This is a genomic window from Natronoflexus pectinivorans (assembly GCF_004345615.1).
Lineage (GTDB): Bacteria > Bacteroidota > Bacteroidia > Bacteroidales > Marinilabiliaceae > Natronoflexus > Natronoflexus pectinivorans.
Genome location: NZ_SLWK01000004.1, coordinates 130,836 through 143,796 on the forward strand (window position 1 = coordinate 130,836; position 12,961 = coordinate 143,796).

General features: G+C 38.5%; 9 protein-coding genes. 2 read left to right on the forward strand and 7 right to left on the reverse strand.

Features of this window, described 5'->3' with window-relative positions:
- Positions 1-73 precede the first annotated feature (73 nt).
- The 3 genes from EV194_RS07345 to EV194_RS07355 all read right to left on the reverse strand — a co-directional run bounded on the left by EV194_RS07345 (position 74) and on the right by EV194_RS07355 (position 3,619).
- Complete coding sequence (locus EV194_RS07345) at positions 74-808, reverse strand: SAM-dependent methyltransferase (protein ID WP_132433391.1); 735 nt, start codon at positions 806-808, stop codon at positions 74-76.
- Positions 809-819: 11 nt separating this feature from the next.
- Entirely contained in the window at positions 820-1,605 is a 786-nt protein-coding gene (locus tag EV194_RS07350; protein ID WP_132433392.1) for a DeoR/GlpR family DNA-binding transcription regulator, read from the reverse strand.
- 232 nt (positions 1,606-1,837) lie between these two features.
- Complete coding sequence (locus EV194_RS07355; RefSeq protein WP_132433393.1) at positions 1,838-3,619, reverse strand: methyl-accepting chemotaxis protein; 1,782 nt, start codon at positions 3,617-3,619, stop codon at positions 1,838-1,840.
- A gap of 314 nt (positions 3,620-3,933) precedes the next feature.
- On the opposite strand from EV194_RS07355, the gene EV194_RS07360 reads away from it, so the two are divergent.
- Positions 3,934-4,962, forward strand: coding sequence for a substrate-binding domain-containing protein (locus EV194_RS07360; RefSeq protein WP_132433394.1), 1,029 nt, complete (start codon positions 3,934-3,936; stop codon positions 4,960-4,962).
- On the opposite strand, the gene rlmD is transcribed toward EV194_RS07360, so the two are convergent.
- Positions 4,963-6,372, reverse strand: a complete 1,410-nt coding sequence (rlmD, locus tag EV194_RS07365) for a 23S rRNA (uracil(1939)-C(5))-methyltransferase RlmD (RefSeq protein WP_132433395.1) — start codon at positions 6,370-6,372, stop codon at positions 4,963-4,965.
- A 189-nt stretch (positions 6,373-6,561) separates the two neighbouring features.
- On the opposite strand from rlmD, the gene queF reads away from it, so the two are divergent.
- A complete protein-coding gene (gene queF, locus EV194_RS07370) occupies positions 6,562-7,002 on the forward strand; it encodes a preQ(1) synthase (protein ID WP_132433396.1) in 441 nt (146 codons plus the stop codon).
- 265 nt (positions 7,003-7,267) lie between these two features.
- Here queF and EV194_RS07375 read toward each other — a convergent pair whose 3' ends face one another.
- Genes EV194_RS07375 through EV194_RS07385 form a run of 3 tightly spaced genes read right to left on the reverse strand, consistent with a single transcriptional unit; the run spans position 7,268 to position 12,901 of the window.
- Positions 7,268-8,704 carry a DUF5723 family protein gene (locus EV194_RS07375; protein ID WP_132433397.1) on the reverse strand — a complete coding sequence of 479 codons (1,437 nt, stop codon included), beginning with the start codon at positions 8,702-8,704 and terminating at the stop codon, positions 7,268-7,270.
- A gap of 54 nt (positions 8,705-8,758) precedes the next feature.
- Positions 8,759-10,408 (reverse strand): hypothetical protein, encoded by a 1,650-nt coding sequence (locus tag EV194_RS07380; RefSeq protein ID WP_132433398.1) that lies wholly within the window; start codon positions 10,406-10,408, stop codon positions 8,759-8,761.
- A gap of 12 nt (positions 10,409-10,420) precedes the next feature.
- A complete protein-coding gene (locus EV194_RS07385) occupies positions 10,421-12,901 on the reverse strand; it encodes an OmpA family protein (protein WP_132433399.1) in 2,481 nt (826 codons plus the stop codon).
- Positions 12,902-12,961: the final 60 nt, after the last annotated feature.

A 12,961-nucleotide genomic window follows, 5' to 3' on the forward strand; every position in this document is an offset into this window, starting at 1 on the left:
TAAAAATCGTACAAATATAGAGTTTGACGGCCTTAAAAACAAGTAAGAGTTATGAGAATCATCCACTGTGGTATTATTGTGGAATAAAAAGTCTCGCTAGGTAATCAAAATGTGGCCCTTCGGCCACTTTTTCAAATTCAAAGCCATTCTGGTGAGCATAATATCCCAACAATTCATCGTCGATGAAAAGCCAGGGAAACTTTTTCCCGGAAAATGAGCCATAGCTCATTTTATATACCACTTCGCCGTAATATTTATCATTCAGGTTTAGAAGAATGCTGCCGTCGTCATTTAAAAACAGATATCTGAGATCAGATGAATCAAGCAAAACCTGTCCCCCGGGCTTTAATAATCTTTTCAATACCTGAAAATAATCCTGAAGTTTATCCACTGAACCAACTATCCCGATTCCATTCATCAACATCAAAATGGTATCAAATTGCTCTTCTGTGGGATAATCGAAAAAATCAGCATTGACAATATGCTTAACGTCTCTGTTTTTCATGACTTCGCACGCAAGTGGCGACAACTCAAGAGCGGTAACTTCAAGTTGATTCTTTTGCAGATATAAGGCATGGCTTCCCATGCCTGCACCAACATCGAGCACTTTTCCGCGACACAATATGAGAGCCTTCTGCTCAAGATCAGGCATTTGGTGAAAATCTCTAAAAAGATAGTGAACCGGAAGAATATCCGTTTCGGCAATGTCGCTCCAAACCTTGATTGAAGAGTCAGGGTTCCTATTCTCCATAAAATCTTTCCCGGCCTGTCCTATGACATCATGTTGTGGCAATATTATATTCTTCATTTGATTCAATATTATTCGGCAATTACCACTTCTACTCCCATATTTTCTAGTGCTTCCTTGGCTATAACAGATAAACCAGAATCGGTAATCAGCACATCAATCTGGCTGATGCCGCAAATAACGGCAAGGCTGCGTTTTCCAAATTTAGATGAATCAGCCACGACAATTACTTTTCTAGCCATTTTGATCATGGTACGGTTTAAGGCAGCCTCCTCAAGGTCAGGCGAAGAAAGTCCCAGATTGACGTCAATACCATCTGCTGCAATAAATAACTTATCGCAAAAGAACTTTTTAAAATTATCGATGGCCATTGCACCCACCAATGAAAGAATGTTGTGACGCATGATTCCACCAGGCACAATAACAGTCAAGCGTTCCATATCGGCCAAATGCCCGGCAATGTTTAATGCGTTGGTAATGACTGTAAGATTATTAAATCGGTTTAGATGGTGAACCATTTCACGGGTGGTTGTTCCGCTGCCAATAAATATGGTATCACCTTCCTGCACATATCTTGCTGCTCGTCGGCCAATGGCCTCCTTCTCCCGAACATTAACCCCTTGTTTTCCAGAAATTTTCAGATCGAGGGTGACCTTATCCGTTTTTATGGCTCCCCCCCTAGCTCGAATCAGAAGCTTCTTTTGCTCAAGATGACTTAGGTCGTTCCTGATGGTCACTGCACTCACTTTAAAGTGAGCACATAAATCAGCCACATTCACCTGCCCGTGTTCATCAAGCATTTTCAGAATAAGACCGCGACGACCAATGGTAGATTCGGGATTATAATCGTGTTGCATTAAGATTTTGTTTTGGGTAAAGATATTAAATCGAAAGCTATTCGAAAAATAAAGTTTCAGCCCTCCAAGATAGAATACTCAGATATTTCGCTAACTTATAAAATGATCAAGATAAGACTACAAATTATAGTTTAAAAAACTCTAACCAACAAATCCTTCAGGAAAATACAAACCCGCCCATATTTTGTATTTCATAAAACATGGTCGGGTTCGTCATTATTCTGACCTGAACTTATGCACTCTCTTCAAAGCGAAACCTTCGCATGGTACTGTTGAGACGCTCAGCTAGTTTATTTAATCTGTGAGCTGCATTGTTGATCTCTTCAGAGTTAGAGGCATTTCTCTGAGTTACAGAATTCATCTGGTGCAGAGCGTTATTTATTTGCTCAATACCCGTCACTTGTTCAAGAGAAGCCATGGTGATCTCCTGAATCAGTTCAGCTGTTTTTTCAATCTCCGGAGCCAAATATTCAATCTGCTCGCGAGCTTCTATAGATGATTCTATTGTAATTTTAGATACACGGCCAATCTCCTGAGCAGCCTGCTGGCTTCTTTCTGCCAGTTTCCGTACCTCAGATGCAACAACAGCAAAACCACGTCCTTCTGCTCCTGCTCTTGCTGCTTCAACAGCAGCATTTAGAGCCAGAATGTTCGTTTGGAAAGCAATTTCACCAATAATGGAAATCTTACTGGTAATTTCATCCATTTTCTCAGATGCTATCTGCGACAAATCGTTACTCTTTTTCATTCCATCAGCAGCTTTGCGGGCTGTTACTTCAGTGGTTTTTGAATTGTCGGTATTTTGTTGAATATTAGCATGCATCTCTTCCATAGAGCTTGAAACCTCTTCAGCAGCAGCAGCCTGCTCTGTTGCGCCTTCAGCGAGTTCTTCAGATTCTTTAACCAATTTATTTCCTGCTTCTGCAATCTCTGCAGCACTTTCAGAAATATCCTGCACTATGGATTCCAGATTGGTCACCATATTATTTAATGCTATTGACAACCTGCCAACTTCATCTTTTCTTGTATTGTCAAATCTTACTGATAAATCCCCTTTTGCAATGCGTTCAGCTCCATTAATCCCCTCTAAAATTGGTCGTGTTATGGAAACAGGTAAAAACCACGCAATAAATGACCCTATCAGCAATAACAACAATACAGCAACAATAATTAGGTTTCTAACCATTGCTACAATAAAGGAGGTTTCATTACCCATAACATTCATCTGATCCTGACCCAAATCTCCTACCTGACGAACCTCCCACATAATTTCTTTACTTATTTCAAAATTATGAACCTCCGCCTGTCGTGCGTTAGTATAATCAATTATATACTTTTCTATTGCATCAGTGAAAGCCAATAATATTTGCTGCAATTCAGCAGGATAATGACTTCTACGAATTTCGTTCCTTAGCTGCCCAATCGGCTCACGTTCGGAGACCATATCCATTGAAGACCTTGCATGTTCATATGATTGAATATTACTCCAGATTCTCAACGCTTTTGCAGCAGTAGATTGAACTGGTAAACTACTTTGATACATATTTGCCGCATCCGACACCATACTTGCTATGCTCTCTAAACGTTTATATCCAAGTGAGGCTTCCTTCTGTAACACATAGTAACTTTTCAGATTTTGATGATAATAAACTGAAAGCTCTTTTAAATTGATCAATTCAGAAGCTCGTGAACCTTCTTCCAATGCGGCATCCATTATGATTAAATTGTCCAATGATTCTGTAAATTGGTGCATTCCAGTCTCTATTCTTTGAGCAAAATACTCATCCTCTGTAAAATCGTACGATCGAACAAATTCTGATATTCTCCACCAATTTTGAGATACATGAATGGCTTCGTTTACAAACGGGATGTATTGATTCGATAGAGAATTGATTCCTCTGTTGACCCTAGTTAAATTAAATAATGTAAATCCCCCCATTAAAAATGTCAAAGCCACTATGATCCCAAGTGTACTTCTAATCTTTGTATTAATATTAAAATCTCTCCAATTCATTTGTAATCAATTTAGAATTCCTAATTTTCTTATTTTGAATATCATCAGGTTATTGCAAAAATCAAATAAGCAATAACATTTACTTGCTATATTTCAGAATCATACATAGACCAACTGCAATCTCACTAAGTATTCGTCCATTGAAATCAACAAAAATTTTTACCTTTATCGAAGCTAAAAATAGTATTTTAAACACTTAATTATACCTTTTCGTAAAGGATATTTCAAGAAAAGTTTAATTTCGATATACATCAAAAAGCAAAAACTAATAAAGAAACGAATACAAATCAATTATATAATTAAAGACAAAGGATATGCGAAAATTCAAGAAAAAAGGGATTATTAAATCTGTATTGTTGGTTTTTGCTGCGATATTCTTCGCAGCATGTGGAAAATCCTCAGAATCTGTTAAGATTGGATTCCTATATTCTTCTGAAATATCCTATCGATTTTTTATGGAAAGTATTTTTTTTGCTGAAAGAGCAAGGGAGTTGGGAGCAGAAGTAATCATAGATCATGCCAATGACAATGACGCTTTACAGCATCAAAAAGCACTTGAAATGGTTAATCAGGGGATTGATATACTTGTTTTAATCTATATCAATGCCAACACTGCTGATGCTATTGTTCGGGATGTAAAAAATGCTGCCAATATTCCTGTAATTGCATATAACAGACTGATTCCTAATAGTGACATAGATATGTTTATAGCAGGAAACAACCAAAATTTAGGAGAAGAAATGGCCGGTTTTGTATTGAACCAGAAACCGCAGGGAAATTACATGATATTTGGTGGAGATAAGTTTGACAGAAATGCTGTAGAATTACAAGCTTCTATTGACTCAGTATTAAAGCCTTCTATTGACAGGGGCGATATAAATATAATATACAGAACATTTATAGAAAACTGGAATGGAATGCATGCAGCTTTTGAACTCAGACAGTATATGGCAAATTTTGAAACACATCCTGATGTGATCATTTCAGGATTTGATGGCATGTCAGAGAGCATGATTGAAGTTCTTGAAGAGTATGGCCTTGCAGGTGATGTCATCATAACCGGACAAGATGCGCAGGAAGCTTCCGTTCAGCACATTCTGGATGGAAAGCAACATCTCACCTTGTATCACCCTTGGAGGGAGATAGCCTATACAGCTGCTGAAGTGGCCATAGAAATGGCCAGAGGAAACAGACTTAGAGATTTTGATATTGTATATACTGACAATGGCTACAAACAAGTTCCAACAGTTCAAATAAACTCTATTCCTGTTACGATAGATAATATAAATGAAGTTCTATTTGAAAGCGGAGCTTACAATAGAGTTGATTTCAGATTTAACTAACTACCTCCGCTCCAGCAACACCACGTTTTCAACGTGGTGTGTGTGTGGAAACATATCTACCGGTTGAACTTTTGCAACCCGGTACCGCATATCCAGCAAATTGAGATCTCGTGCCTGGGTAGCCGAATTACAACTCACATAAACAATCTTATCGGGTGCAGCATTTAAAATGGTTTCAACCACATCAGCGTGCATACCTGCACGTGGTGGGTCGGTTATGATTACGTTCGGACGTCCGTGTTGCTCAAAAAGCGAGTGCGTAAGCATGTCTTTCATGTCCCCGGCTAAAAATATGGTGTTATCAATGCCATTGATGGCCGAATTCTCTATGGCATCTTCAATGGCTTCAGGAACATACTCTATGCCTACAACTTTTTTGGCATTTCGTGCAACAAAGTTTGCAATGGTGCCTGTTCCGGTATATAAATCGTAAACAGTTTCGGTGCCGCTTAACCCGGCAAAAGCACGCGCAACTTTATAAAGATTGTATGCTTGTGCTGAGTTGGTCTGGTAAAATGATTTAGGGCCAATTTTAAATTTTAAATCCTCCATGGACTCAAAAATATGATCACGACCGGCAAAGAGCTTTACATCCAGGTCAATAATGGTATCATTGGCTTTATTGTTGATTACATACATCCATGAAGTAACTTCGGGAAAATTCGAAATCAGATGATTGAAAAGATCTGCACGAGACAAGCTATCATCATTAAAAAGCGATAAAATAACCATAACCTCTCCGGTAGATGAAGTTCTTATGATGAGTGTGCGCAAATAACCAGCTTTAGCTCGTATGTCGAAAAACTCAAGACCTTTCTCAAGTGCATATTCCTTAATTGCCAGACGAATCTGGTTTGAAGGATCACTTTGAAGATAACACATCTCAACATCAACTACTTTATCGAACATCCCGGGAATATGAAACCCTAATGCATCCCCATCGGTAATTTCATCACCGCTGTCAATCTCCTCCTGCGTGAGCCATCGTTTATTGGAAAAGGTGAACTCCAGTTTATTACGATAAAAACGTTCGGCATTTGAAGCAAGGATGGGCATAACTTCAGGAATTTCCACCTTTCCTATTCTCACAAGGTTATTTTGCACCTCCCTTTGCTTGTAGAATAACTGTTCCGAATATGGAAGTGCCTGCCATTTACACCCTCCACATACGCCAAAATGCGAACAAAACGGATCTATACGCAAATCAGAATAATAATGAAAACGAATGGGAAACCCTTCATAATAGTTTTTACGTTTTTTATTAACCTGAACATCGACAATATCCCCTGGGATGGTTTGGGTAACAAATACCACCTTGTCGTTAATTTTGCCAAGGGATTTGCCTTCGGCAGCTACATCTGAAATGACCAACCGTTCAAGTAACGGTTTATTTTTTCTGGAACGTCCCACTTAATCTTTTTTTTGGTGCCGCAAATATATCAAAAAATGCCATGAATGAAATGGCATTTTTATTTACCTTTGCCGTTTGTTTTAATAAAAAAACGAAATTCTCCTTTTATATTGTGAGGTTTAGAAGAAAAATCATAAAAATTACATTTTTATGAACTGATTGTAATCAATTGATATTTTAGTAATATAATGGAAAGAAAAACACTTACTTACAAAGACATTGACGCCTCTATCCTAAAATCGCTCCCTAATCCAACTGGCGAGGCATACGAGATTAAAATCAAAATTCCTGAATTTACATTTTTGGGAGTAAAAGAGCAGCCTGATTTTGCTGATGTTTTTTTAACCTTCTACCCTAAGAAGAAAATTATTGAGCTGAAAGCATTGAAACAATATGTTTATCATTTACGAAACATTACTGTTTCATATGAGCGACTAATTAATGTGTTTTATGACCACATCATGGAAGTTTATGAACCTGAGCGCGTAAGAGTGGTAATGGTTTTTAACCCAAGAGGCGGAATCAGTTCTAAACTAACCATTGATTCGGACTGGAAAGTTCGTGGTGGTGAGGAGAAATTTGGCGACTGGAAAAACAATATGGAAGATCAGTGGACTGTGACACTATAGATGTTGAGAAGGTTGAAGTTTGAGGTTCTATGTTTTAAGTTCGAAGTTTTGAGTTCAAAGTTTAGGTTGGATTTGAGTTTTCAGATAATAATAACACGTTTGTTTGGCTAAAAATGTTTTGTCCATATTTAGGATGAAGGTGACAGGCATTATACATTTTCTTAAAACTTTTCCGAACATCAGCGATAAGTCACTGTTAATAATACAACAAAGCACGAATTACATTCGTGCTTTGTTGCTTATATATGATTCGTTTTCAGAAGAATCAATGCAGATTAACCATTGGTCGATCTCTGTAACCATGACGACCAAAAATCAGATTCAATCCAAAACGAATACTTAAATCGCGCTGATTCGGGAACATCATAAAAGGATCGTTGTCATCAAAATACACATCGGCATATTTAGTGGGGATATAATCTGCCATCATATAAAATTGCAAAGGACCTCCTAATAAGGTAAATCCGGCTCCTAATCCATTGCCGCCATTAACCCTATAGCTGTAATTCATATTAAAAGCCACAAAACTTAATGGCTGTACATTGGCAGAAAGATTAAAATCCTGAGTGAAATTGTATTTCTGAAACAAGCTTCTGGAAAGCAGACCAAAGGATAAATAATGCGTGAGGTTATATTGAGCTCCCAAATACATCCCAGGGGTTAAAGGGGTTCTGAATGAACCATGTCCGACCTGATAATCGATAATTGATTTAATAGAATCTCCAATGGCTTCAAATGCTTCATCCCAATCATCCTTGTTATCACCATCAATTTCAACTCCGTCAAATGTATATTTTCCGTTAAACGAGAGTGTATTGATATCTTGTTTCCAAGTTATAAAACCAAGATTATGGAATGCAGCCGAAAACGTCCAGTCGTCTGATAATTTATAAACAGCACCAAAATCAAAAGCAATTCCCGGGTTATTAAACCCGGTCAGATACTTCAAAAAATCATCACCGTCAAGATCTTTTCCGTCGATAGATTCTGGAAAATCGCCGGGCGTATCTGACTCTTCAACCTCAATTGGTGCAGAAGAGTACACTGTGCCATCAACTATCAAGTCCCAGTGCGTGCGATTCGACTCAACAATGAAGGTGCTTATATCGGTCATTGCAGCTGTGTGTCCAAAAAGAGGTTTGATATTAATTCCGACAGTAAGATATTCATTCCATTCCCTGCTGTAACCAAAATTAAGTTCCTTGTAGGAAAAACTTTTTATGCGCAATGTTGACAAATCCAGTTTTTGTCCATCAGGGAATCCATTTTCCGGGATTTTAAATAAGTCAGATGGCAATCCAAACTGGATTCCATTTCGGAAACCCACATTTAAGGAAAAGTAATCCCTTCCATACCTGAAACCAAGACCCAAAATGTCTATATCCTGGTAAAAATTAATGGTGGTTGATTTGCCTATTTGGCGATACAATTTATCATAGTCGAACCTGGAACTGATGGGACTTAAGTTTTCTCCCCCATGTCTTTGGAAAATTGTAGAAAATGCCACATCGCTTTGCATCATTAGATTTAACGATGGCAGAGAAACATAAGCATTTGCTCTTGGCTGCATAGCCGGGTTTATATGAGAAGATTGAGGAATGGTCTCCATAAAGTACAATCCCATGGGGGATTGTGCTTTAACTGTAATTGAAACAATGAAAACCAAAGTAATTATATATATTATTTTCTTTCTAAAACTCATTGTGCTATTTTTTGGTTGTTCAGGCTTACTTTATACTTATTTGTTTTTCGTTGATCATGGAATTTGACCTTCCAAATCAAAATTAAAAACAGTTTCTAAACGCGCATCTTCAAAAAGCTTTATAAATACAGTGCCATTTTCAGGTGTTGCGAGAGTTGTCTCCAATATGATCTCCATCGCTTTATCATCAATAAATTTATTGATCTGATCTCTGTTAACAGAAATCTTGAAGCTTTCCTTTACCGAATCCAGAACCCGCAACTCCTCATTTACCATAGCTGCCGGTATTACTGTACTTGGGGAAATCAATGTAGAGATCCGATTCCCATCAATATCTACCACCCACGCTTCAACACTGGCATTTAAAGGCAGCCAACTGGTGAAATCAAAATATAGATTAACCTCTTTCATTCGCCTAACCTCCTCTTCGTCATCACCAATGATATCAAGGAAATCAAATTCTATGGTATCTTTTCGTGCGTATTTCTCAGTACGAAACCACATTGGAATTTCAATAATCAGATCGGCGCGCAGTTGATCAATAATTCCCATAAAATTTTGTTTGCCATCGTCATCCGGATTTGATGTCGCAAACAAATCGCACAACATCTTTACAGGATATCCATTGCCAATCTCTATGATATTTGAATTGGCTTTATTTATATAAGGACTAAGAGCACTAATTCTGGGTTGAACCGGTGGTCCATAAACCGCAGCGTTAACCTGCATAGTTAATTCGTCACCATTGAATAAATCCAGCAACCAATCATATTGATCAGGATCAGTCTGATCCTCCTTATAAAAACGTACATTGTTAGCTCTTACATAAAAAGGCACTCCAATGGAGTTTTCCACTTCTACATTAAGAATAAAATCTCCAAATTCGATCTCATCTACCAAATCAAGCTCCTCAAAAGCATCAAAAGTGAGCGATGCGTTCAACTCCTCCGATTCCTGAACTCCAAAATAACCAAAGGTAATCTCAGGTTGCATCCCAGTCAGACTAAAAGTCAAGTCGATGTTTTCGATTTCTGCGTCAGGATTGTCTGGAGTAAAAGATGTAATAACATTGATGTAGCTAAACTCCTCTCCGGGAACCATATCCGGATCCTGGTTAAAATGGATTTCATGATTGGCTAGTGAATAATCAGAAACAGAAAAGTGATTACTTTCAGGCGTTACTATATGTGAAAATGTTAATCCATCACCATTTCCATTCTGAACTTCAGGAATCGATATCTCAATCTGACCAGCCTCACCTGTAGGTATAACTAAATGCAAATCCAACAAACCCTGGTTTAAAGTCAAACTGTCGTATCGTACATCTCCCCGGTGATTCATCTGAACTTTTTGTGAAAACTCAATAGAATTGTCTGATTTTAATGAAGTGGAGCGAAGAGAGAAATAGTCCCAGGTTGCATCTACATCATTGAGTTTTACAAGTTCTTTCCAATCTATGTAGACCTCTTCACGATATCTTAATGAAATTAGGCCATCTTCACCAATGTGCAGAATATCCTCATCAATATCATCGAGAAAATCGGCCAGATTGAATCCTATTTTCGCAAAAGGGCCTGCAAGCCCGACTTCACGGTTATCCTCAGAGTTGTCGAGATTTACATAAATGTCATCTTGCTTACAACCGTATTGTAGAAGTGCTAACATACAGCACAGAGCCATCCATTTTATTCTATATTTAATCATAGTTACCATTTTTTATTCAATAATTTCAATCTCAACCCTTCTGTTGGCTGCACGTCCTTCTTCGGTTAAATTTGACTCAATTGGACGATCAAACCCATATCCCTGATATTCTATCCTTCCGGGAGCTATCCCTTGAGATTCAAGGTAGTTTTTAACAGCCAAAGCTCTGTCCCGCGAAAGTCTCCGATTAAGAGCTGCAGAACCAACATTATCGGTATGTCCTGCAACCTCTATTCGTACAGATGGGTTTTCCTGAAGCAATCGAACCAACTTGTTGAGTTCAGAATAAGATTCTGAACGAAGAGTTGCCTGCCCTGTTGTAAACAGAATATTCTCAATAATCACTCTGGCTCCGGTAGTCATATTTTGCATTTCAATATTACGTACCATTAATGTGCTATCAGGGTGAAACTGCAATGATGTATTGATATAAAAATATCCATCTGCATTAATTTCCATAAGGAACGGACCAACATCATCCAGTTGAATTTCATAACGCCCCGTTACACTGTCTGCTCTGCTAGATATCACACGCTCTCCAATACCTGGTCTGGAAATCCGGAAACGTGCCGCAACAGGATTTCGCGATTGTTCATCACGAACCAAACCGGTAACAGTATAGATGGTACGGCTTCTAACCAGCTCAAATGAACGTTCACCTTGTTCACCGGTCATTTCATTCGCTTGCAAAGGAATATTCCGGCTAAAATAGTCCTGAGCAGAAACATTCATACTCATATTCATTTTATCTTCAAACGTAACCGAGTAGAAACCGGAATTGGCATCGGAATAAACTCTGTAAAGTATAGAATCTGTCTCTGTTGATCGGAAAATAATTTCTGCCTGTAAAGGTCGCTGATTGGCTCGGTCTGTAATATTTCCCCACAATGTGTAAGGATGTAAAAGTTTCTCCAATTGATAGTCCTTTCGCAAACTAGCATGGCGTTCAGCCGGCATTTCAAGCGTATCAACTTCCGTTCTGTAACCGGGAACATCCACCTGTAATGCAAAATTTCCAACATCTTCCAGTTCAAAATAATATTCACCTGATAAAGAATCGGAAATTGCAACAGCTACGGCCTGATTGGAATCCAAATCAATAAGCGTTGTTCTGGCAGGCAATATCTCACCACTGGCTACATCAGTAACTTCTCCCCAAAAAGTGAAGGGTACACGCGTGTCTTTTACAACTTTATATAAGTCCATACCTCCAAAACCTCCGGGGCGATCGGAAGCTATAAAAGCAACCAAAGGGTCGGATGTAGGAAAATAGAACATATCATCGCCGGGGGAATTTATGGGATATCCCAGGTTAACCGGTTCTCCCCAGGTTCCATCAGATGCTCTTTTACTTTTATAAACATCAAAACCGCCAAAGCCGGGGTGACCATTTGATGCAAAATAGAGAGTACGTCCATCCGGAGTAACATACACAGCTTCCTCGTCTAATGGAGTGTTAATGGTAGATCCCAAATTTTTCGGTCTGGAAAATCTGTTTGAACTTTTAATCTGAGCGACCCAGATATCCTTCCCACCTTCTCCACCCGGACGATCAGAGACGAAAAAGACTTCTCCGTTGTTGGTTACTGAAACTGAAGTTTTTTTAAATGCTTTACGGTCAGTACCACCTTTAATCCTGCTGCTTCTTCGTACTTCTCCATTTCTGATTCGTGCAGCCTGCACATGGCCAAAGCGACGTCTTCCATTATATACATATAGTAAATCATCATTTTGGTTTATTCCGGCAACACTAGCGTGCCCTCTTGAAAAAAGGCGTGAAACCTCATTGGCTTCTGAAAACTCACCATTTTCATACCCAGCCTCCATTACACGTTCAGAATACGTTGATCGATGCACCGGTTTGGTTGGCAACCTATCGGGACTACGCGTTGTAAAAAACATCTTATTATGATCAGCATACTCTACAGCAGCATACTCATCATAATACGTATTGATAGTCGGTCCCATATTAATTATGAAAAAAGGGAGGGAATCATTCGCAGCTCGGTAACCAAATGTGCATTCACTGATGAGTTGATCAAACTCCTGTTGAAATTTTCGCTGCCGCCATTTGCCAAGAGAATTGTAATACTCAACATACGCATCACGTGCTTCTGAATATTTCAAATTGGCCTGATATGCTTTCCCAAGAAAATAAAAATAATCTTTTGCCACATCAGTACTGCTTTTCAGGAAATAATTTAAAGATTCGGGCTGCCTGTTACCACGTAATGCACTTATACCCAATTTATAGTTCAACTCAGGCAAATTGCTATTTACATCATAAAGCCTTTTGTAGGCGCGATAAGCACGATCGTAAATTCCCTTTCGATAGTATGAATCACCATCTTTCAACAGATCACGCAATTCTTTTGTGTTTAATCCTTCTGACTCAGCTGTCAAATGATCAATATTGATAGAAGGATTGCTTTGGCTAAAACCAAAAGCACAAATTAACATCAACAAGCTCAATATGAGCAGGAATCGTTTCATTCTTACTAGTTTGGTTGAATAATATATTAATATGCAACACCTTATATCTTTTAAACCTAA

Coding starts and splice junctions, on each gene's coding strand:
- EV194_RS07375 (WP_132433397.1), bottom strand. CDS start 8,704: ATGAGTTTTAGAAAGAAAATAATATATATAATTACTTTGGTTTTCATT.
- EV194_RS07350 (WP_132433392.1), bottom strand. CDS start 1,605: ATGCAACACGATTATAATCCCGAATCTACCATTGGTCGTCGCGGTCTT.
- EV194_RS07345 (WP_132433391.1), bottom strand. CDS start 808: ATGAAGAATATAATATTGCCACAACATGATGTCATAGGACAGGCCGGG.
- queF (WP_132433396.1), top strand. CDS start 6,562: ATGGAAAGAAAAACACTTACTTACAAAGACATTGACGCCTCTATCCTA.
- EV194_RS07360 (WP_132433394.1), top strand. CDS start 3,934: ATGCGAAAATTCAAGAAAAAAGGGATTATTAAATCTGTATTGTTGGTT.
- EV194_RS07355 (WP_132433393.1), bottom strand. CDS start 3,619: ATGAATTGGAGAGATTTTAATATTAATACAAAGATTAGAAGTACACTT.
- EV194_RS07385 (WP_132433399.1), bottom strand. CDS start 12,901: ATGAAACGATTCCTGCTCATATTGAGCTTGTTGATGTTAATTTGTGCT.
- EV194_RS07380 (WP_132433398.1), bottom strand. CDS start 10,408: ATGATTAAATATAGAATAAAATGGATGGCTCTGTGCTGTATGTTAGCA.